Annotated in this window: 18 protein-coding genes and 1 tRNA gene; 6 read left to right on the top strand and 13 right to left on the bottom strand. The window is 61.5% G+C overall.

The window, feature by feature from the left end; genetic code table 11:
* Nucleotides 1-139: 139 nt before the first annotated feature.
* Nucleotides 140-1993 (bottom strand): arginine--tRNA ligase, encoded by a 1854-nt coding sequence (argS, locus tag ABG996_RS07785; RefSeq protein WP_347479697.1) that lies wholly within the window; start codon nt 1991-1993, stop codon nt 140-142.
* A 342-nt stretch (nt 1994-2335) separates the two neighbouring features.
* Between argS and ABG996_RS07780 the strand changes: the two genes are divergently transcribed.
* The gene (locus ABG996_RS07780; RefSeq protein WP_022094807.1) at nt 2336-2821 is read left to right on the top strand and encodes a CarD family transcriptional regulator; all 486 of its coding nucleotides are present in this window, start codon (nt 2336-2338) and stop codon (nt 2819-2821) included.
* Between the two features lie 108 nt (nt 2822-2929).
* On the top strand, nt 2930-3529 hold the full coding sequence (locus tag ABG996_RS07775) for an HD domain-containing protein (RefSeq protein WP_055286533.1): 600 nt from the start codon (nt 2930-2932) through the stop codon (nt 3527-3529).
* A 70-nt stretch (nt 3530-3599) separates the two neighbouring features.
* Here ABG996_RS07775 and ABG996_RS07770 read toward each other — a convergent pair whose 3' ends face one another.
* Nucleotides 3600-4886: a glutamate-5-semialdehyde dehydrogenase gene (locus ABG996_RS07770; protein WP_196025425.1), complete on the bottom strand. Its 1287-nt coding sequence runs from the start codon at nt 4884-4886 to the stop codon at nt 3600-3602.
* 112 nt (nt 4887-4998) lie between these two features.
* Between ABG996_RS07770 and ABG996_RS07765 the strand changes: the two genes are divergently transcribed.
* On the top strand, nt 4999-6417 hold the full coding sequence (locus ABG996_RS07765; protein WP_347479696.1) for an alpha/beta fold hydrolase: 1419 nt from the start codon (nt 4999-5001) through the stop codon (nt 6415-6417).
* A 99-nt stretch (nt 6418-6516) separates the two neighbouring features.
* Here ABG996_RS07765 and proB read toward each other — a convergent pair whose 3' ends face one another.
* The 5 genes from proB to ABG996_RS07740 all read right to left on the bottom strand — a co-directional run bounded on the left by proB (nt 6517) and on the right by ABG996_RS07740 (nt 10998).
* Nucleotides 6517-7644: a glutamate 5-kinase gene (proB, locus tag ABG996_RS07760; RefSeq protein ID WP_035137237.1), complete on the bottom strand. Its 1128-nt coding sequence runs from the start codon at nt 7642-7644 to the stop codon at nt 6517-6519.
* Between the two features lie 79 nt (nt 7645-7723).
* The gene (locus ABG996_RS07755; protein WP_148332245.1) at nt 7724-9229 is read right to left on the bottom strand and encodes a nicotinate phosphoribosyltransferase; all 1506 of its coding nucleotides are present in this window, start codon (nt 9227-9229) and stop codon (nt 7724-7726) included.
* An 84-nt stretch (nt 9230-9313) separates the two neighbouring features.
* On the bottom strand, nt 9314-9772 hold the full coding sequence (locus ABG996_RS07750) for a hypothetical protein (protein ID WP_195645291.1): 459 nt from the start codon (nt 9770-9772) through the stop codon (nt 9314-9316).
* Nucleotides 9773-9836: 64 nt separating this feature from the next.
* Nucleotides 9837-9909, bottom strand: a tRNA-Ala gene (locus tag ABG996_RS07745).
* A gap of 150 nt (nt 9910-10059) precedes the next feature.
* Nucleotides 10060-10998, bottom strand: coding sequence for a radical SAM protein (locus tag ABG996_RS07740; protein ID WP_006235472.1), 939 nt, complete (start codon nt 10996-10998; stop codon nt 10060-10062).
* Nucleotides 10999-11523: 525 nt separating this feature from the next.
* On the opposite strand from ABG996_RS07740, the gene ABG996_RS07735 reads away from it, so the two are divergent.
* Together ABG996_RS07735 and trpS are read left to right on the top strand one after the other, a co-directional pair.
* A complete protein-coding gene (locus ABG996_RS07735) occupies nt 11524-12723 on the top strand; it encodes an MraY family glycosyltransferase (RefSeq protein ID WP_271748482.1) in 1200 nt (399 codons plus the stop codon).
* A 159-nt stretch (nt 12724-12882) separates the two neighbouring features.
* Nucleotides 12883-13932, top strand: a complete 1050-nt coding sequence (gene trpS, locus ABG996_RS07730) for a tryptophan--tRNA ligase (RefSeq protein ID WP_347479695.1) — start codon at nt 12883-12885, stop codon at nt 13930-13932.
* A 393-nt stretch (nt 13933-14325) separates the two neighbouring features.
* Here trpS and ABG996_RS07725 read toward each other — a convergent pair whose 3' ends face one another.
* The 5 genes from ABG996_RS07725 to pckA all read right to left on the bottom strand — a co-directional run bounded on the left by ABG996_RS07725 (nt 14326) and on the right by pckA (nt 18940).
* The gene (locus ABG996_RS07725) at nt 14326-14646 is read right to left on the bottom strand and encodes an MGMT family protein (protein WP_217107928.1); all 321 of its coding nucleotides are present in this window, start codon (nt 14644-14646) and stop codon (nt 14326-14328) included.
* A gap of 79 nt (nt 14647-14725) precedes the next feature.
* Nucleotides 14726-15580, bottom strand: coding sequence for a DegV family protein (locus ABG996_RS07720; RefSeq protein ID WP_347479694.1), 855 nt, complete (start codon nt 15578-15580; stop codon nt 14726-14728).
* Between the two features lie 119 nt (nt 15581-15699).
* Nucleotides 15700-16149: a MarR family winged helix-turn-helix transcriptional regulator gene (locus ABG996_RS07715; protein ID WP_035137250.1), complete on the bottom strand. Its 450-nt coding sequence runs from the start codon at nt 16147-16149 to the stop codon at nt 15700-15702.
* Between the two features lie 173 nt (nt 16150-16322).
* A complete protein-coding gene (locus tag ABG996_RS07710) occupies nt 16323-17042 on the bottom strand; it encodes a B3/B4 domain-containing protein (protein WP_347479693.1) in 720 nt (239 codons plus the stop codon).
* Between the two features lie 227 nt (nt 17043-17269).
* Nucleotides 17270-18940, bottom strand: a complete 1671-nt coding sequence (gene pckA, locus ABG996_RS07705) for a phosphoenolpyruvate carboxykinase (ATP) (RefSeq protein ID WP_347479692.1) — start codon at nt 18938-18940, stop codon at nt 17270-17272.
* A gap of 379 nt (nt 18941-19319) precedes the next feature.
* Between pckA and ABG996_RS07700 the strand changes: the two genes are divergently transcribed.
* Nucleotides 19320-20900, top strand: coding sequence for a lipopolysaccharide biosynthesis protein (locus ABG996_RS07700; RefSeq protein WP_347479691.1), 1581 nt, complete (start codon nt 19320-19322; stop codon nt 20898-20900).
* 387 nt (nt 20901-21287) lie between these two features.
* Here ABG996_RS07700 and ABG996_RS07695 read toward each other — a convergent pair whose 3' ends face one another.
* The gene (locus tag ABG996_RS07695; RefSeq protein WP_347479690.1) at nt 21288-22127 is read right to left on the bottom strand and encodes a metallophosphoesterase family protein; all 840 of its coding nucleotides are present in this window, start codon (nt 22125-22127) and stop codon (nt 21288-21290) included.
* Nucleotides 22128-22151: the final 24 nt, after the last annotated feature.

Raw genomic sequence — 22151 nt, 5'->3', positions numbered from 1 at the left:
ATCATGCTTCACTCTCAAATCAACGCGCATAAAGAAAGCCTCCCATTTCTCATGTCCAAGAAATGGGAGGCAGTTCAGTGGGAGATCGGGCTTTCAAGGCTTAGTTAAACCAAGTCTGTACGGTCAAATGACCCGTAGCTTACATCTGCTCGGGCGCGGAAACGCCAACGAGGGTGAGCACCAGGGCGAGCGTCACACGAACGGCATCGCAAGCGGCCAGACGGGCACGCGAAAGCTCGGGGTCGACGGGACGGCCCTCGCTCGGCAGCACCTGACAGACAGCGTAGAAGCTGTGGAAGTCGCCGGCGAGTTCCTCAGCAAAGTGCGTCAGACGGAACGGGGCGCGGTCGCGAGCGCAGCTGGCGATGAGGTCGGTGAGCTCGTTGAGCTTGCGCGAAAGGGCGAGCTCGGTCGGGTCGGTCAGCAGCGAGTAATCGACGTTCTCACCGATGGCCTTGGCGGCGACGGCCTTCATGCCCATCTCGTCAGCCTGCTCGGGCGTAACGTCAGCGGCACGGCGCAGGATGGAGCACACGCGGGCGTGAGCGTACTGCACGTAGTACACCGGGTTGGAGTTGTCGCGCTTCTTGACGGCCTCAATATCGAAGTCGACCATCTGGTTGGAGCTCTTGGAGATGAGGGTGTAACGGGCAGCGTCGGAGCCGACCTCGTCGACGAGCTCCTGCAGGGTCACCATGGTGCCCTTACGCTTGGACATACGGACGGGCTTGCCGTTGCGCAGCAGGTTGACGAGCTGGCCCAGCAGAACCTCAAACTTGCCGGGGTAACCCAAGGCATCGCAGACGCAGCGGACGCGCTCGATGTAGCCGTGGTGGTCGGCGCCCCAGATGTCGATGACGTGGTCGACGCGCTGGAACTTATCCCAGTGATAGGCAACGTCGGAGGCGAAGTAGGTGTACTCGCCATCGGACTTGATCAGAACGCGGTCCTTGTCATCGCCCAGGTCGGTGGAGCGGAACCACAGGGCGCCGTCCTTGGTGTAGAGATAGCCCATCTTGTCGAGCTTCTCAAAAGCGCGGTCGACGGCGGAGGTGCCGGAGGTCTCGCCCTCGGTGTCCTTCACATACAGCGAGCGCTCGGAGAACCAACGATCGAAGTCGCAGTTAACGGCATGGCAAAGGTCGCGCATGTTGTCGACCATCTTTACATAGCCGCGCTCGCGGAAGCTCTCCATGCGCTCCTGCGGATCGGCGTTGACCCACTTATCGCCGTCGGTGCGCCAGAACTCGGCGGCCTCGTCGATGATGTAGTCGCCGCCGTAGGAGTCCTTGCCCAGGGTCTCGGCAAAGTTGTCCTGATACGGATGGGTCTCGGGATGCTCGTCGTTCTCGTCGGCAACAAAGGCGTCGCGGTCGGCGATCAGCAGCTTGTGAGCCTCGTCGATATCCACGCCCTGCTTGGCGATGATGTCGGCAAGCTGCATATAGCGCGTGCTGATGGAGTTGCCGAAGGTATTCATCTGAGAGCCGTGGTCGTTGATGTAGAACTCACGCTGGATGTCGTAACCGGCGTGATCCATAACGCGGCAGAGCGAGTCGCCCAGCGCGGCCCAGCGGCCGTGGCCGATGTGCATGGGGCCGACGGGGTTGGCGGAAACGAACTCGACCTGGGTCTTCAGGCCACCACCGACGTTGGACTTAGCGAAGTCCATACCCTTCTCGCGAGCCTCGCCAAAGATGGCATTCTTGACGGCAACGGAGAGGTAGAAGTTGATGAAGCCGGGGCCTGCGATCTCGACCTTCTCGATCGCGGGGTCCTCGGGCATATGGGCAACGATGGCCTCGGCGATCTTGCGCGGGGCGCAGTGGCCCAGCTTGGCGGACTTCAGGGCCATGGTAGAGGTCCACTCGCCATGAGAAGTGTCAGCCGGTCGCTCGATAGCGCAATCGTCAAGTTCAAATGCGGAAAGGTCGCCGGCCTCCTGGGCCGCAGCAAGCGCAGCGCGTACCAGCTCTTCAATCTTCTCGGGCATAGATCCTCCTTGTGTTAAAGCCCCCGAGCTCTTGGTCACTCGTAGGGCAAAAGCCAGAGTTTGTAGCACTCTATCACAAGCGACGGGCACTGTCGCAGGGTAAAGCTAATAGATATTGCATATGCACAAAAATGACTACAGCTTGTATGGAGTCACTCAAAGATGCCGGTCTGCCTGCAGATTATGCAGGCGTTGAAAATGCATAAAGGTGTGAATGAGCTGCGTCTGTTATCGAATACTCTTACCTATCAGAGTTGTGTGCTTTTCCTGCATAAAGTAAGGGTTTGCGCACGTCAGCGTGTTATTCTAGACATACGTAAATTCGTATAAGTTGGAGGTAGCATGTTCTCAATCGGTCAACACGTCATTCATCCGGGCCAGGGAGTCTGCACCGTCGTCGGTTTTAGGGACGACACACCGCAGCCCATGCTGCTGCTCGAGACCAAGCAGGGACATGCGCAGACGATCCTCATGTACCCCGTGGCGCAGGCCGACCGTCTGCACGCCGCCATCTCGCAGCAAGATGCCGAGCACCTGCTGAGCCACTATGACGAGCTGGAGTGCGACACCTTTACCGAGCGCAACAGCTCGCTTGAGGAGACACACTTTAAGCAGCAGCTCAAGCTGGGCGCGCCTGAGACGGTTCGCGTGGCAAAGACCATGATGCACCGCATTCGCCAGGCCGAGGAAGCTGATAAAAAACCCAGCTCCTACTACATGCGCGTACTCAAGGAGGCCAAGCGCCGCTCCATCGAGGAGTTCGCCGTGGCCTTGGGCGTCACCGAGGAGGACGCCGAAGCTCGCCTAGCCCAAGCCGCCCTCAACTAACCCATCCGCGCCAAAAACCACCACAAAGGGGACAGGCACCTTTGTGGTGGTTTTCTTGTTCTAGTAGTATTCATTCTTATCGATACCCACGAGCACAAGGAGTCTCTTATGGCAGAGCCGCTTACCGCCGGAATCACCCGCGACCGTGCGTTCGAACTGCTCAACGAGCACAACAAAGATCCGTTCCACATCACCCACGGCGAGACGGTCGAGGGCACCATGCGCTACTTTGCGCGCGAGTTCGACCCAGAGAACGAGGAGTTTTGGGGCATCGTCGGTCTGCTGCACGACCTGGATTGGGAGGAGCATGAGGACGACCCCATGAACCACACCATCTATGCTGCCGAGATTCTTGAGGGCGAAGGTGCGTCTCCCGAGCTCATTCACGCCATCCAGACGCACACGTCGGACTTCAACACCTCGCTGCCCAAACCCGAGCTGCAGATGGAAAAGATCCTGTTTGCCTGCGATGAGCTCACCGGCCTGATCGGCGCTGCAGTCATCATGCGCCCGAGCAAGAGCGTTATGGACTTTACGACCAAGTCGCTCAAGAAGAAGTTCAAGGACAAACGCTTTGCCGCCGGCTGCTCGCGCGACGTGATTTCGCAGGGCGCCGAGATGTTGGGCTGGGAGCTCCCCGAGCTCTTTGACCGCACCATCGCGGCCATGCAGTCCTTCGCCCCCGACCGAGATACCTTCCAGGCCTAACCGTCAACGCCACCTAAAACCACCACAAAGGGGACAGGCACCTTTGTGGTGGTTTTTGTTTGCGCGGGCGTTAGGGACGGACCTGGCCGGTGCCGCGGAGCTTGTATTTGTAGGTGGTGAGGGCCTCGGCGGCAAAGGGGCCACGGGCGTGGAGTTTTTGGGTCGAGATGCCGATCTCGGCACCCAGGCCAAACTCGCCGCCGTCAGTGAAGCGAGTGCTGGCGTTGGAGTACACGGCCGAGGCATCGACAGCATCGAGGAAGCGCTCGCAAGCATCCGTATCCTCGGCAACGATGGCCTCGGAGTGCATCGTGCCGTAGCGGTTGATGTGTGCGATGGCCTCGTCCTCGTTTGCCACGACCTTCACGCTCATCTCGAGCGCCAGGTACTCGCGACCCCAGTCCTCCTCAGTCGCGGCGACGTAGTCATCGCCCTCCACAAGCCCGGCATCGGCGCATGCGGCGCAGGTTGCCTCGTCGCCGTGAATGAGCACGCCGTGGTCATGCAGCACGGTCACGACCGCGGGCAAAAACGCATCGGCCACAGCACGGTCGACCAGCAGCGACTCGGCGGCATTGCACACGCCTACGCGCTGGGTCTTGGCATTAACGATAATGTTGAGCGCCTTATCAAAGTCGGCGGATTCATGCACGTAGATGTGGCAGTTGCCCGTGCCCGTCTCGATCACCGGCACAAGCGACTCGCGCACGCAGCGCTGGATCAGGCCTGCACCTCCGCGCGGAATGAGTACGTCGACAATACCGCGGAGCTTCATGAGCTCGCCGGTGGCCTCGCGGTCGGTGGACTCGATCATCGACACGGCCTCGCGCGGGAAGCCCTTGGCCTCGAGCGCATCGGCCAGCAGCTCGGCGATCATGGCACACGAGTGATAGGCCAGCGAGCCGCCGCGTAGAATGCAGGCGTTGCCGGTACGGATGCAGATGCCTGCGGCGTCGGCCGTCACGTTGGGGCGCGCCTCGTAGACCATGGCGACCAGGCCCAACGGCACGCTCACGCGGGTCAGGTCCACACCGCTCGCAAGCACGCGGTGGTCGAGCACGCGGCCGACGGGATCGGGCAGCTCGGCGAGCTTCTCCAAACCGGCGGCCATGCCCTCGACGCGCTCAGGCGTCAGCAGCAGACGGTCGAGCAGACCGGCCGAAGTGCCCGCATCGCGCGCGGCGGACATATCGAGCTCGTTGGCGGCGACGATGGAGTCGACACCGTTGCGCAGTGCTGCGGCCATGGCGCGCACGGCCTCCTGGCGCTGCTCATCGCTCGCCGTGGCAAGCGAGGCCGACGCTGCCTTGGCGGCAACGGCAAGATCGTGGACATACGTGGCTATATCGACCGACATGGGCGGCCCTTTCTCCTAGAAGTTTGCAACCATGGTAGCCGATTTGCGCATGGCCTCGCCCGCGGCGGTAGAATTGGTCAACCCGAAACACCGCAACGAACGGAAGACTCACATGGCCCTCATCACTTCGTACCACGTCCCCGGCCTTTACGTCGAGGACCACAGCATCGACGTCCCCCTTGACTGGCGCGGCCTGGAGCCGATGCTCCTGGCCGTCGGCAGTACCATGCGCCGCGGCGCTATGCCGGCACCCATCGCCGGCGCGCCCGAGAGCATCAAGCTCTTCTACCGCGTGGTTTGCGCGCCCGACCGCATCAACGACGATCTGCCGCTGCTCCTGTTTTTGCAGGGCGGCCCCGGCGGCGAGAGCCCACGTCCGCTGTCGCCCACAAGCGACGGCTGGATCGAGGAGGCCGTCAAGCACTTCCGCGTGGTCCTTCCCGACCAGCGCGGCACCGGACGCAGTAGCTGCGTGGACGGACGCACGATCAAAGCACTGGGTGAGCGCGCGACGGCGGCCGGCTCCGATGCCGCACGCTCGCAGGCGGATTTCCTCAAGCGCCACCTCGCCAGCTCCATCGTGCGCGATTTTGAGTACCTGCGCCTGATGGGCTTTGGCGGCAAGCCCTGGGTCACACTCGGGCAGAGCTACGGCGGCTTTTTGACGTTGAGCTATCTGTCGCTCTTCCCCGAGGGCATAGCGGCAAGCTTTACCTGCGGCGGCATCCCCCACGTGCCGGCGAGCGCAAGCGAGGTCTACGCGCACACCTTCCCGCGCATGGCCGCCAAGACGCAGCAGTATTACGACCGCTACCCCGCTGACGTCGACCGCGTGGCAGCCCTTGCCGATGCGCTCGAGGCCCAGAAGCCCGTGCTGCCCGACGGCTCGCCGATGACGGTCGAGCGCCTACAGCTCATGGGCAGCGACTTTGGTATGAAGCCGAGCTTTGAGCGCATGCACTGGATTATCGACCACGCGTTTGTTGATGGCGATGGCACGCTGAGCTGCGGCTCCTCGGTATCCGACGGCTTTTTGATGCGCGCATTCGAGCGCACCAACACACGCACGAATCCGCTGTACTGGACGCTGCAGGAGTTCATCTACGCCGACGGCGACACCATGCCCATTCGCTGGGCCGCGGCAGAGGAAAAGGCACACCGCGCCGAGTTCGACACGCTCGCGCGCCCGCTCATGTTTACCGGCGAGGCCATGTTCCCGTGGATGTTTGAGCAGATGCCCGAGCTCAAGCCCTTCAAGCCCGCCATGGACCTGCTGATGGAAGACACCAGCTGGGACAAGATCTACGACTCGCAGCGCCTGGCCTGCAACGAAGTGCCACTCCAGGCCGCCGTGTACTTCGATGACATGTACGTGGATTCGGGTCTGCAGCTCGACACGCTCAGTCGCGTGGGCAACTCGCATGCCTGGGTGACGAACGAGTTTGAACACGATGGCCTGCACGGCAGCGTGGTGTTCAAGCACCTCTTCGACGAAGCCCTCAACCGCGGAGACCTGCGCCGGATCTTCTAGCTAAGGAGTGTCCCAAAGTGCCGGCACATAAGGAACGTCCCCAAGTGCCGGCACGAGAAAGACAGCGCTGCGGGAAACGATCCGCAGCGCTGTCTTTCTTTATGCAAATACGATCAAGTTATCCCTGTGTATCGCCGGCTTCTCGGCCAGGTTAGCGAGCAGGCGGTTGCTGGCGATCTGGTCCTGGCGGCGGCCGGCTGCAAGCTCCAGCACGTCCGAATCGGCCTCGGCGATACCGCGGGCGACGACCATACCGCTCGGATCGCACACATCGAGCACATCGCCCTCGGCAAACTGGCCATCGACCTCGCGAATACCCACCGCAAGCAGGGAAGAGCCACGGCTGACCAGCGCCTTCGCAGCACCGTCATCAACCGTCACCGAGCCGTGGGCCTTGTCGCCCAGCGCGATCCACAGTTTGCGGGGTGCGATGTCCAGGCGCTCCGCCGGCGGATCGAACAGGGTTCCCACGCTCTCGCCGCGGGCGAGACGCACGAGGGCATCGGGCTCCTCGCCCGAGCAAATCACGCTCTGAATGCCCGCCGTCATCAGGATGCGGCTCGCGCGGATCTTGGTAATCATGCCGCCCGTGCCCACCGATGTGGAAGAATCGCCCGCCGAGGCAATAATCTTGGCATCGATCTTATGCACGACAGGAACAAACTCGGCCGTGGGGTCCTCATGCGGATTGGCAGTATAGAGACCATCGATGTCCGAGAGCGTCACGCACAGGTCGGCGGAAACCAGGCAGCTCACGAGCGCCGCCAGCGTGTCGTTGTCGCCAAACTTGATCTCGTCGACGGTAACGGTGTCGTTCTCGTTGACGACCGGTACCACGCCCAGCTCCACCAGACGCAGCAGGGCGTCGCGCGCGTGCAGGTAGGACGTGCGACGCGCCGTGTCGTGACGCGTGAGCAGCACGAGCGAGGTGAGCAGGTCGCGCGCATGGAACTCCTCGTCGTAGGCCGACGAGATGATGCACTGACCAGCCGAGGCGCAGGCCTGCAGGCTCGGAAGGTCGCCGACCGGCTTGCGGTCGAAGCCCAACACGGGATAGCCACAGGCAATAGCGCCCGAGCTCACCACGACCAGACGCCAGCCGAGCTTGCGCAGCGCTGCGGCCTGATCGGCAAGTCCGCCGATAAAGGCGCGGTTGACCTTGCCATCGGCGCCCACCACCGTGGACGAACCGATCTTTACCACCATCGTTTTATAAGAAGTCGTCATACGTCAAACCAATCGAATGTTCAGCGAACGGCCGAGCTGGCGGCCAAGGGAGCGTGACTCGCCCCTACCGCCCAAGGAATCATTTTGCCCAGGGGAAAGCCGAGGCCGCGGCCATGTTCTTGCGCACGAGCTCGTCGCGCACCTGAGCCAGGCCCTGCTCCATGCCCACCACATAGGTCTGCGGGTACAGGAAGCGCTTGAAAGCTGCGTCCAGATGATCGAGCGCCCAAACACAGCGCTCGCGCGCGTCCTGGATGCTCTCACGCGGAGCCACTGCGCTGCCATCGCGCACGATCGGCACCAGCAGCTCGCGATACTCAAGCTCCGACACGTCGGTCACCAGGGCGGCATCATTCACGGCCACGAGGGTATTGCCGCGCGCGGCGCCCTCCCCCACCAGATGGTCCTCGTCGTAGATCATGTCGCAGACCGGGCCGCCAAAGCCGTCGTAATAACGGCGCACGCGCTGCACGCCCGGGATTGTGCGCTTGTAGGGCTGCTCGGAGAGCTTGACCACCGGCGTCCACGGGTCGGCCTCGCTCGCACGGCGGGCGGAAAGCTTGTACACGCCGCCCAGCGCCGGCTGGTCGTAGCAGGTCGCGAGCTTGGTGCCCACGCCAAAGCTATCGATGGGCGCGCCCTGGTCGAGCAGCGACTGAATCGTGTACTCATCCAGATCGTTAGAAACCGAGATCCCCACATAGGGCAGGCCCTCGGCATCAAAACGGCCGCGAACATACTTGGAGAGCTTGGCGAGGTCGCCGGAGTCAATGCGAATAGCCGACAGGCGCTCGCCCGCCGCCTCCATCTCCTTGGCAACCGTAATGGCATGCTCGCAGCCCTCGCGCACATCGTAGGTGTCGATGAGCAGCGTACAATTCTTGGGGCTCGACTTGGCAAAGGCACGGAAGGCCTCGAGCTCGGAATCGAAGCTCATCACCCAGCTGTGCGCATGCGTGCCAAAGACGGGAATACCGTAGCGGCGCCCGGCGAGCACATTGGACGTAGAGGAACAGCCGGCAACGTAGCTCGCGCGCGCGACGGCCAGGCCGCCATCGGGGCCCTGGGCACGGCGCAGGCCAAACTCGGCCACGGGACGGCCGTCCGCCGCCAGCACCACGCGCGCCGTCTTGGTGGCGACAAGCGTCTGGAAGCCGACGATGTTGAGCAGCGCCGTCTCGAGCAGCTGGCACTCCAGCGCGGGGCCGGTGACGCGCACCATGGGCTCGCGCGGAAAGACGAGCTCGCCCTCGGGCACGGCGTCGATGTTTACATGCGCACGAAAATCGCGCAGATAGTCGAGGAATGCGGACTTAAACATCGCGCCGCCGGCCGGGGCCTCAAGCGAGGCGAGGTAGTCGATATCCTCGGGCGTAAAGCGCAGATTCTCGACCAGCTCGGGCAGCTCGGCGGTGCCGCACATGACGGCATAGGCGCTGCCAAAGGGATGGTCGCGGTAAAACGCGGTAAAACAACCCTGCTCATTGGCCTTGCCGCTCTCCCACAGGCCCTGGGCCATAGTGAGCTCGTACAGATCGGTGAGCATTGCAATGTCGGTGGGATGCGAGATGTCGGTCAAAGCCATGGGGCGACCTTTCGGATGTGTGGTACAGAATTTGAGGGTTAGACGAGAGCAGAGGATGAGGACATGACACCCGATGCAAATCGGTTAGAGCAGTCCCATGCTGGTCAGGATCGTGTAGCCCATAAAGATGACAAACGCGATGAGGGCAAGGACAATGATGATTTTTTGAGCCGGCGCCATGCCAGGGATCTCGTTCTCGCCCGTAGGTTCCTTGGAGGTAACCATGCGCTGGGCAAAGGTCATCTCGTCACGGCTCGGCTTGGGCTCGACGGACTTGGGACGAGCGGCCTTTTTAGGCTGAGGTTTGGGCGCGGCAGGTGCAGGCTTCGCTGCAGCGGGCTTGGGTGCGGGCGCGGGCTTGCGCTCGGATGCGGCGTTCGAGGCGACCTCCTCGGCCTTCGCGCGCTCGGCACGCAGGGCAGCCAGCTCCTCGCGCTCGCGACGGGCCTCTTCCCGAGCCTCGCGGCGGGCCTTCTCAGCGCGGAGCTCTTCCAACTCAGCGCGCTCCTCGTCGGACAATGGTTGGGACTCAAGCTCGGCCATGGTATAGCCCTTTCTTTTAAAAAAAGCCGCCGACACAATGTCAGCGGCTTATCAAATCCAAGGGTGGAGACGAAGGGAGTCGAACCCTCGGCCTCTGCCATGCGACGGCAGCGCTCTCCCAACTGAGCTACGTCCCCAGGACAAGTCGATATTTTACCTACGGCTCGCCAACTGTCAACGCCCAATAACCAGTCTTTTTGGGGCGCGGCTATTTTGGCAACTTTTCGAACAGGCGATCCTCTCGATGATTTTTTATCCCCGTCCCAGAAAAATCATCGACGAACGCACTACTTTGCGCTGGTAAGAACACCGGTGGTGTCGAAGGCCGGGGTGAAGCTCTCGTCTACCGCGCCGCCCTCTTGCCAGAACATCGTCGTAAAACCCAGGTCGTCGGCATGGTCGAGCACCTGCTCGTACTCCTCACGCGTCACGGCGCGTGCCAGGTCGCCGCCCTGCTCGCGCATGAGCGCATTGGGCGTGTACTGGTTCATAACCGAGATCGGCACGTCGCCCACCGTCTGCCACACCAGGTCCAGCACGCGACACGAATCGTCTGCATGCCCCGGAAGCACCAGGTGACGCACGATCATGCCACGCTTCATAAGCCCGTCCTCGTCCACCAACTCTCCCCCGCGGCGCTCGATCTCGCGCGCCATCTGGGCCAGACCCGACACGGCCACACGCGGGTAATCCTTTATATGGGAGAGCGACTGCGCAAGCCCGGCATCGGCATATTTAAAGTCGGTGAGCCACACATCGACCAGGTCGCCCAGCGCCGCCACGGCACTCGCGCGCTCGTAACCACTCGTGTTGTAGACGATTGGGATAACCAGTCCGCGCGCCCGTGCCGCGGCAATCGCGGCAGGCAACAGGTGCGCATAGTGCGTCGCCGTCACCAAATTGATGTTGTTGGCACCCTGGTCCTGCAGTTCCAGCATAATCTCGACCAGGCGCTCAGGCGAAATCTCAAGGCCAAAATTGCCGGTCGAGATCTCGTGGTTCTGGCAGTAGATACATTTGAGCGAGCAGCCGCTAAAGAAGATCGTGCCCGAACCGGCCTCGCCCGAGATAGGCGGCTCCTCCCACATATGAAGCGCGGCGCGGGCCACCTTGAGCGTGTCGTTAGCACCGCAGACGCCGTGCGCGCCCTCATCGCGCGCCGCACCGCAACGGCGCGGACACAAATGGCAGGCGGGCGAAAAAAGTTCGGTCAACGACGTCGGCATAAAACCATGCTCCAAAACAACGATTCAGCAGCTCAAACGTAAAGGGATCAACCCCACAGACGGCTCGAGCCCAAGGCGCCGTAATCGTCCGACACGATTTTTGTAATGTCAAGACTGGAATCGATAAAGTGCCGCTTTATGATGTAGGTATTCCGCCCCCCGCGGAGCAACTGGGTGAACCGTCGCGTTTATTTAGGGAGCCCACACAGTCGTACCTAGTACAGGTATCCTTCGTTGTTAAGGACGCTGGAACAGTCGATGAGGGCACCCACCTGTTTTAGGTGGGTTCATTTTCGTAACGTGGGGGGTGGTTTTCTTTTGCCGAAAATTGCCATTACAGTCCATATGGATCCACGCCGGCATCCCGACAAGCCATCGACAACATCCCAATATCTGGTAAGCGCGTGATTATCGCTGCGTGCAATTCCATGCACCCCCCTTGGTCGAGTATTATGGTTCGGCTATGCCCTTTGCGCATGGCGTTCTTCTGACCTTTTCCTTCGACGCTTGGCGGTTTTTAGATTCATGGCTTCATCCCCGAGCTACATACCGTACCTATGCGTGGCAGCGGCGGCCTTTATCACGACCTTCCTCGCGGTGCCCCTGGTCAAGCGCTTGGCAATTAAGCTCGATGCCGTCGACTATCCTTCTAAGCGCCGCATCAACACCAAGCCCATCCCGCGTTTGGGCGGAACGGCGGTGTTTTTGGGCCTGGTCGTCGCCTGCACTGTGCAAATCCTAGGCACCTGGTACCTGGGTTGGCCGCCCGTTTTGGTGCCCCACCCCCGTCTGCACATCAGCTACCCCATACTTGCGCTTTCTTTTACCGTTATCTTTGCGACCGGCGCTATCGACGACGTCTTCCAGCTCACGCCCAAGCAAAAGCTGGCCGGACAGGTCCTCGCCGCGCTTATCGCCTGCATGGGCGGCCTGCGGATCGGCGTCATCGTCAACCCGTTTGCTCCCGGCGAGATCATGCTCGGATGGCTCGCCTACCCCATTACCGTGATCTATCTGGTGGCATTCACCAACATCATTAACCTCATCGACGGCCTCGACGGCTTGGCCACGGGCATCTGCGGCATCGCGTCGTTCACCATGTTTTCGATGGCCGTTCTCTCGGGCCGCATCGACGCCGCCGCGCTCTCCATTGCGCTCTTTGGCGCCTGTCTGGCCTTTTTGCGCTACAACTTCAACCCCGCAAGCATCTTCTTGGGCGACTCGGGGTCGCTGCTTCTGGGCTTTGCGCTGGGCTCCATCTCGCTGCTCAACGTGAGCCGCACCGCCGCACTCACCTCGCTTATCATCCCGCTCATCGTTGCCGGCGTGCCCATCATCGACACGTTTAGCGCCATTGTGCGCCGCAAGCGCGCCCACATTAGCATCGGGCAGGCCGACAAGGGCCACATCCACCACCGCCTGATCCAAGAAGGCTACAACCAAAAACAGGCCGTGCTGCTCATCTATGCCTGGTGCATCATGCTTTCGGCCGGCGCCGCCGCGATTAACCAGGTCGAGGTGCCCATGCGTGTGCTCATCTTTACCGTGCTCGCCATTGGCTCGGCTGCCTTCGCCAAGCACCTGCACCTGTTTGAACCCGTGCTGCGCCACCATTACAACAAGCGCACGCACGAGGACGAGCTGGTCACCCCCGACGACCCCGCTTTTAAGCAGGAGGAGCAGGCAGCCGAGGAGCGCAAAGAAGAGCGCCACCACAAGCTCTAGGGCAAGCTGCCGAGGATGTACCAAGGCGTTGGCAGCCGTTCGCGCGAACGCCGCGGCGGACTTGAAAGCCGGCCCCTGGCAGTCCCTCACCCACTCACGCCCACCCCTCTCAATAAACACGCTATCATCAAAACCTGCGAACGAACGTTAGGAGCAATCATGCCAAACGAGAACAGCTACGAAGTCGCGCTGCAAAAGAGCAACGCCATTCGCGAGGGCCTGGCCAAGACGCCCGAGAAGTTCACCATGCTTACCGGCGACCGCCCCACCGGCCGTCTGCACCTGGGTCACTACTTTGGCACCCTCAAGGGCCGCGTGGAGCTGCAGAACATGGGCGCCAGGACCAACGTACTCATCGCCGACTACCAGGTCATCACCGACCGCGACACCACCGAGCACATCCAGGACAACGTGTACAACATGGTCATGGACTACCTTGCCTGCGGCATCGACCCCGACAAGACCATGATCTACGCGCACTCCGCCGTGCCCGCCGCCAACCAGCTCATGCTGCCGTTCCTGTCGCTGGTGTCCGAGGCCGAGCTGGCGCGCAACCCCACGGTCAAGGCCGAGATGGAGGCCTCGGGGCACGAGCTCACCGGCCTTCTGCTCACCTACCCGGTGCACCAGGCCTGCGACATCCTGTTCTGCAAGGGCAATGTGGTGCCCGTCGGCCGCGACCAGCTGCCGCACATCGAGCTCACCCGCACCATCGCCCGCCGCTTTAACAACCGCTACGGCAAGGTGTTCCCCGAGGTCGACGCGCTGCTGTCCGAGACCCCGCTGCTGCCCGGCCTGGACGGTCGCAAGATGAGCAAGAGCTACGGCAACGCCATCAACATCTCGATGACCGCCGAGGAGACGGCCAAGCGCATCAAGAAGAGCCAGACCGACTCCGAGCGCATGATCACGTTCGATCCCGAGAACCGCCCCGGCGTGTCCGGCCTGCTTTCGACGGCCGCCATCTGCACCGGCCGTTCCGAGGTCGAGATTGCCGAGGAGGTTGGCATGGGCGGCTCCGGCCAGCTCAAGAAGTACGTGACCGAGGCCGTCAACGAGTACTTCGCACCGATCCGCGAGCGTCGCCAGCGCTACGAGAACGATCTGGACTATGTGAAGGACGTCCTTCACGAGGGCAACCGTCGCGCCAACGAGATCGCCGATCAGACCCTGGCAGAGGTTCAGGACGCCATGGGCATGGTGTACTAGACCGATTTGCTGGCTTGAGCTTTCGATTGCTTTAGGGCGGGCGCTACGGCGTCCGCCTTTTTCGGAGCCGGACTGCTTCGGCTCCGCCCATTGCACTCCCCCGATAAACAGGAACGGGCCCGCCGGCAGTCAGTTGCCGGCGGGCCCGTTCCCGAAGTACACCGTTGAATCGCACAGAGGGGAGGAATGCGAATCAAACTCAACAGGGCAGGCTTTTTCATCGCCTATTGCCTGCTCCGTTGCTGAATACAATATAGTTCACCGTGGTTTACTTTGCAGCATCAATATTCGCCGCCATAGCTTCTCCATAAGTTAGCCCCGGTAAACCTGCAACAGAAAACCACCACAAAGGGGACAGGCACCTTTGTGGTAGTTCTGGCCACGGCAGAGCTGTTAGAGTCCGGCAGGCCAACGACAGACGGCCAGGTCGACGTGCATGTCGTCCTTAAACGCCACACCCTCCCCTAGCAAAAGCTCACGTTGAGCATCGGGACCGCCAAAAGCAAAACCCTCGCATATGCGCCCGTCGGCAAACACCACGCGGTGACAGGGAATCTCGCCGGGGCGCGGATTGCTATGCAGGGCATACCCCACATACCGCGCACTTCGTGGTCGACCGGCAAGCAGCGCCACCTGACCATACGTGGCGACCATCCCCTCGGGGATCTGCTCGACCACCTCGTACACCCGTTCAAAAAAGCCCTCAGACGCCATCGCGTGCTCCTTTCAACCGAACCCAGCATAAACCACCACAAAGGTACCTGTCCCCTTTGTGGTGGTTTTGACCGGAAAGCTAGTTGGCGGGGCGGAAGAAGGCTACGGCTACAGCGCCGGGGCCCACGTGGGTGCCGATGGTGGCGCCGATAGTGTGGATGGGCAGCTCACCCTCGGCATGGCCGGCCCACAACGCGGCACTGTCCTCGATATACTTCTTGAGCACCGCATCCGAAAGACCCGTATAGCCGAGCGCCAGCGGCATGGAAAAGTCGATGCCGCCCGCCTTTTCGACCTTTTGGTTCAGCAGGTTGCGGCCGTTCTTGGAACCGCGCGCCTTGCCCAGCTGCACGATCAGACCGTCCTCGACAGCCACCACAGGCTTTACGTTGAGCAGCGTGCCCACGGCGCCGGCCGCAGCAGACAGACGACCGCCGCGCACCAGGTACTCCAGCGTCTCGAGCAGGCCGATGACGACCACGCGGTCACGGACGGCCTCGACGGCCGCCGCGATCTGGGCCGCACTACGGCCCTCATCCACCAGGCGCAGGGCATACTCGACCAGGACACGCTCGCCCAGGGTGACGTTGTTGCTGTCTACCACGAACACGTCGCCGCCCGGCGCCTCGGCAAGTGCGGTACGGGCACTCTGATTGGTGCCTGATAGCTTAGCGCCCACGGTAATAATCACAGCCTCATCGCCGGCTTCACGAACCTTGGCAATCGCCTGCGAAAACGCGTACGGGTTGACCTGGCCGGTCTTGGGCAGCTCATCGCGCTCCACGAGCATCTCGTAAAAGCGCTGGTGATCGATGTCGATGCCATCCATGTACACATCGGTGCCAAAGGTGACGGACAGCGGCAAAACGGCCAGTGCTGGGTGCTCGGCCGGCGACATATCGCTTGCGGAATCGGTAATAATGCGGACGGACATAGCGAATCCTTTCTTGCGCAGGTCCCGCGCAGGGAATTTTGACAGCAAGGCCCCGGCACGGTATACGCGCTCAAACAGGACTATGCAGTTGTTAATTGGAAGCAAAAGCCTTGGCGGCCCTACAGCTCGCGCAGGGTGTTGAGAATCGTGCGCAGCGACGCATACATCTGCTCGCGCTGCTCCACACCCATAGCCTTACCGGTGGTATCGAGCACCTCGCGAATGATGCGGTCCGCTTCGCTCATGCTCTCGCCGCCCAGAGCGGTCAGGCGCACCGGAGCACGATACTTAACGGCGGCATCGCCCGAATCGTCGACCTCGACGTAGCCGCCCTCCTCCAGATGCGCGAGCGTACGCGAGACGGCGGCGCGGGTCACGCCTGCCATGCGAGCCAGGTCAGCGCCAGTCAGGCCGTCCTTGCTGCGCTCAAGATAGTAAAGGCACATAACGTCGGAGCCCTTGAGGCCCAGCCTTGCGCCCTCGGATGTCTTAATGCGCTGAATCTCCTTGTAGAGCCCGCTGATCAGTCCGACAAAGTCCTCGAAACGTGTCTCGTCGTTCTGCTGCATGGGAGACGACCGCCTTTCGCTTGCATAATGCTTACGGGTAAACATCTTAGTCGCATAAGGCGACACCCGTACCCAAATACCCCATTTGTTAACCCATCAACATAAAAACCACCACAAAGGGGACAGGCACCTTTGTGGTGGTTTTGACCGGCGAACATGATCCGCAGGCGTCGCTACAGCTCCACGCAGGGATTGTCGCGGGTCACAAGCGTCTTAACGACAACCGTCGCTCCCAGATAGCGCTCGAGCAGCTCGGCTAAGCGATCGATCGCGGCCTGGCAATCCCCCATCCGCTCGGGCTCCACGCACTCAATCGCCAGGAACGCATCGGCCGAATCATCGGACAGCGCCGTGCGAACGCCGTCGCGCCAGTTCCAGCAGCGGCACACAGCGCCCGCATCGTCGATGTAGGCGAGCTCGCCGGGCAGCGTCGGATCGTCCGCCTCCTCGCCAAGCGGCAAGAACGCATCGCCACCATCGGTCACCTTCAAGCGAAGATCTCCCTCAATCGCATACAGGTCCTCGCCGCCAACGGGCAGCGCATAAGTCAACGAAATCGTGTTGTAGATATCCACCGCCGGTGTGATGTGGCCGACCGGCTTGCCTTTGAGCACGCGCTTGAGCAGGTTCTCAACTGAGCAACGCGCGCCCTTCTTGGTCTTGAACAGGCGATACGCCTCGCGCCATGCCTTAACCGGCGCGTTCTCGCTGATGGTATCGCTTGTCAGGTGACGCTCCGCATCGATATTGGCGCGATTGAGCAACGTGGCGATCGCATCCACGTCCTCCTGGGGAATCTGGGCCGCGGGCTTCATGCCCTTTACGACTACGACGCCGACCGCCGCCTGCGGAAACAGCTCCCAAAACGAATCCTCGGCAACGAAACTCTTCATATGCTCTCCCTTCATAGCGTACGCCCGAGCGAGGGCGCCTAAACAAAAAGCGCCCTCACAGCGGCCACCTTCAAAGTCCTACGGTGCCGCCACAAGAGCGCTTACGCTGTCCCCATCCGGAGAAGGGGACGATATGTCAAGCGTATTGTAACCCGAGTCATCCACGCGAGCAAAACCACCATAAAGGCGCCTGTCCCCTTTGTGGTGGATATGGACTCACGGCGAAGCTAGTGGCGAAGTCCCAGCAGCCCGCGGCCGCGATGACGAGCGTCGGCGTGTACTTGGGCGTGCGGGCCGGCGGCTTTGACGGACTCGGGCAGGTGCGAGTACTTCTTCTCGAAGTTCTCCTCGAACATCACCGCCAGGTTGTGCGCGGCCTCGTCATAGCGCGCGGTGCTCTGCCAGTATTGGCGCGGCACCAGGATGCCATCGGGCACGCCGTGGCACGTCGTGGGAATGTCGACGTTAAAGATGTCGTCGTGCAAGAACTCGCTGTCCTCGATGGTACCGTCGAGGGCGCGGGCCACCAGGGCGCGCGTGTAGGCAAGCTCGATGCGATGGCCCACACCATAACCGCCGCCAATCCAGCCGGTGTTGACCAGGTACACGCGCGTACGACCGTCGGCGATACGCTCGCCGAGCATCTTGGCATAGACCATGGGGTCGAGCGGCATAAACGGCTCGCCAAACAGCGAGGAGAACGTGGACGTGGGCTCGGTGACGCCGACCTCGGTGCCGGGAATCTTAGCCGTAAAGCCCGTCACAAAGTGGTACATGGCGGCATCGGCCGTCAGACGTGAGATGGGTGGCAGCACGCCAAAAGCGTCGCAAGTCAGGAACAGCACGACACTCGGAGTGGTGCCCATGCCCTTAGTCCACGCGTTAGGAATGTGCTCCACGGGATAGGCCACGCGCGTGTTGTGCGTGATCGAGATGTCGTCGTAGTTGGGCTTGCGGTTCTCGTCGAGCACCACGTTTTCGCAAATGGCGCCAAAACGGACGGCGTTGAAGATCTCGGGCTCGTGGAAGGCGTCCAGGCCCTCGCATTTTGCGTAGCAGCCACCCTCGATGTTGAAGATACCCATGTCGGACCAACCGTGCTCGTCGTCGCCGATCAGCAGGCGCGTGGGATTGGCCGAAAGCGTGGTCTTGCCGGTGCCGGACAGGCCAAAGAACACGGCGGTCTCGTGCGTGACGGGATCCATGCTGGCCGAGCAGTGCATGGGCAGCACGTCGTCCTCGACGGGCAGCAGATAGTTCATGACGCTAAAGATCGACTTTTTAATCTCGCCGGAGTAGCCGGTGCCGGCGACCAGAATCACGCGTTCCTGGAAGTTGATGACCACCGCGGCGCTGGAGTTGAGGCCCTTGATGGCGGGGTCGCACTGGTAACCGGGCGCTGCGAGCACGCAGAAGTCGGGCTCGCCGGTGCGCGCGATTTCGCGAGCGAGCGGGCGGGCGAGCATCTGCTTAATAAAAAGTGCCTGGCTGGCACGCTCGCAGGCAACGAGCAGTCGACGCGTGTGGTTGCGGTCGGCACCTGCCATGCCGCGGGTGACGAACACGTCGCGCTCGTTGAGATAGTCGACGATGCCGGCCTTGATGGCCTCATAGCTCTCGACGGACAGCGGGCGGTTGACCGCGCCCCAGGCAATCTTGTCGTGAACATCGGGGGTGTCAACGATAAAGCGGTCATTGGGGGAACGGCCGGTACGCTCCCCCGTCTCGATCACCAGCGCGCCGTTGGATGCCATGCGGCCTTCTTCGCGGCGGATAGCGTGCTCGACGAGCTCCGCGGCGGGCAGATCGACCAGCAGACGGGGTTGATTCTCGGCGGGATCTTCGACCAGCGTAATACCAAAATTGGACAGAACTTCTGCAGGGGTAACACCAGGCATGGGGCCTCCTTTAAAAACGCGGCACGTGGACGCGGCGCGCACTTTACTCACGTAAAGCCCGTTGTACCCGATATGCAAAAACGTTTTTGCGGCAAGGGCGGCAAGCCCGCCCAACGGTCAAAAATCGCAGGCAAGCGGCCCAGTCATTGGGGACGTTCTTAAACGACTAGTCATTGGGGACACTCTTGAACAGGCAACATTCAAGGAGTGTCCCCGGATGCCGGCACTTAGGGACGTTCCCAAAGTGCCTGCACATAAGGAACGTCCCTAAGTGCCGACTACCGAATGGCGCCGCCGAAATTATCGAACAACCTGTTCAAAAATACGAGCGGACACCGAGGTGTCTATACTAGAGCGCAGCAATAGAAAGGACCCCGCTTTGAGCATCACGCCCCTCGATAGCATTCGCCGCGCCATCGCCCGCCGTAACGGCATCTCCAACCCCGCTGCATCGAAAGACGGCGCCGCGAAGGCCCAGGGCGGCCGCATCGAGAACGGCCTGTTCCCCGCCTCCCACACGGCCGAAGAGCTCGCGCGCATCCAGGAGCTGAGCCAGCGCAACGCCGGCGGACCCGATAGCAGCCAAGCCACACGTCGCCGGCGCGAACGCGATCGGGAGCCCGGCCCCGTCCGCCGCATGGTCAACGCTTGGTGGAACCGTCTGCTCGGCGCCGTCTACGGCGGCGGCTTCTCCATGCAGGAAGCGGAATACGAGGAGCACGCCACCAGCCGCGACTATCTTTGGAACACCCTCGGCACCGCCGTGTGGGGCCTGGCGTTTCCGTTGCTCACCATCGTGTCTACGCAGCTCGTGGGCGCCGAAGAAGCAGGCAAATTCTCCATCGCCTTTGTCACCGGCACGCTCATCATGATCGCGTGCAACTACGGCGTGCGCAATTTCCAGGTCTCAGACATCGACGAAAAGACGTCCTTTGCCTCCTACCAGCTCAACCGCTGGCTTTGTGGAGCGCTCGCCCTAGGCTGCGGCCTCATGTACAGCAGCGCCCGCGGCTATGATGCGCAGATGGCGACGATCGGCCTGGGCGTCTACCTGTATAAGGTCATCGATGGCGTCGCCGACGTGTACGAAGGCCGCCTGCAGCAGGCCGACAAACTCTACTTGGCTGGAATGAGCCAAACGCTACGCTCCGTCGGCGTCATCGCGGTCTTCAGCGTGGCGCTGTTCCTCACGCGCAGCATGCCCATCGCGGCCATGGCCATGGGTGTCACCGCGATCGCCTCGCTCGTGCTGGTCACCGCGCCGCTCGCCCTGCTCGAGACCGAAAAATCGCGCCGCGTGAGCCTGCGCGAGGTCGGCCACCTGTTTGTCCAGTGCGCCCCGCTCTTTGGTGCACTGTTCCTGTTCAACCTAATTGAGAGCATGCCCAAGTTTGTGATGGAAGGCACGCTGGCATACAAATATCAGCTGTACTTTAATGCCCTGTTCTTTCCGGCGCAGGCTATTTTGCTGAGCATTGGATTTATCTATAAACCGCAGCTTCTGCGCTTGTCGAGCATTTGGGCTAATCCTCGCAAGCGTCATCGCTTTGACCTGATTATTGTTGCCGTTATGGCGCTGATCGTGGTCATCACCGGCGTGTGCGCCGCATTTATGGCAGGTCCCGGTATTCCCCTCATGAGCTTGATGTACGGCCTCAGCTTTGAGCGCTACCGTACGCTGGCGTTGCTGATGGTCGTCGCCGGCGGCGTCACCGCGGCCATCGACTTTATCTACGCCATCATCACGGTGCTACGCCACGCTGGAGACGTCACCAAGATCTACCTGATCTGCTTCGCCGTAAGCGTGGTGCTGCCGGTGATCCTGATTAAGCTGCTGGGTCTGATGGGCGCTGTGGCGAGCTACCTAGCCATCATGGCCCTACTCCTGGTGCTGCTGATAATCGAGTACCGCCGCATCCGCCAACGCATAGAGAGGGACCGGAATCCGTACGGCGCCTAATTAGCTGCCCGGTCACCGGAATTTGCGATGGAATCACCCCGTCTGGGGTCTCGTTGCGGACAATATTCATCACGCAAAACTAAGTGAGTAGACTTTTACCGAATCCCCGACCACACCAACAGAGCACAAGTCTGTGACCTGCGGTTTTATTGAGGCAAATATGTTGGGTGCTCGGCATTTCCAAAAAAGCCTACTCACTTAGCCAGCGGGCAGCCAAAAAAGAACCGCCGCGACGTCGTTTGACTCCGTTGCGACGGTTTTTCGAGCATTTTCGCGCTGTCGAGGACGCAGACGCTCCTCATTTCTAGCGCTTACCGAGCAAGAAGGCGCTACTCTCCGAAAGTAGTCAAAAAAGCCCCGTCCCAAATTAGCTACCCCTTGCACCGATTATTCGCCCGGGTTGATGTTCGCGTAGAACTCCGCCCCATCATCGAGCCGCAGGATGCCCACACGACCGAACTCGGAGCCGGTGGCGGCAGCGCAGTCGATGTCGATGCGATCGGGCACACCGGCGGCATCCTCGCCGCCCAGGCGCACGATCTGCCCGCGGCCCGACTCCTCGTCGAGCCCCGCAAGACCACCGACCTCGCAATAACGCCCGAGCGACACCGTTGGCGTGTGACCGCTCACCACGACCGGACCCTTGCCCTCGGCAGAAAGCAGCCCGGTCGGCACATCCCAATAGCCGTGACGAATCCACAGCAGGTCATCGGACGACTGCACTGCGAGCATCTGCTGCAGCAGCTCGCGATCAGCACCCACCGCTCCGACGCCATCGGCACAATCGACACCATGCTCAAGCAAAAACGCGCGCGCCGCCTTCATCTCGATTCCAGCATGTACCAGCAGATACGGGCGCTCCTCGGTCTCGACCACCGCGTAGAGCGGCAGCGCGGCCATCCATCGCACGAGCTCCTCGTATGCCTCAAATTCCATGTCGTTGAGCTGCTCGCGCGTCGTCCAGCCACCGTTGATATCCCAGGTCTCGGCATCGAGCGGATCCTGACCAATGATGGCATCGAGCATGATCTGCTCGTGATTACCCTTGAGCACGCGGGCGTTGGGCAGCGAGCGTACGAGCTTAATAACGCCGACCGGATCGGGCCCACGATCGATCATGTCGCCCAGCACGTACAGCGTGTCGTCGGACGTCAACGAGATCTTAGACAGAGCCTCGTCAAGCGCACGCACGTGCCCGTGAGCATCAGATGTCACATAGATCGCCATGGTACGCCTCTCCTTGCATTGCGG

This window comes from Collinsella aerofaciens, assembly GCF_039836695.1.
GTDB classification, from domain to species: domain Bacteria; phylum Actinomycetota; class Coriobacteriia; order Coriobacteriales; family Coriobacteriaceae; genus Collinsella; species Collinsella aerofaciens_BD.
This window is presented reverse-complemented; position numbering and strand designations above follow the sequence as displayed.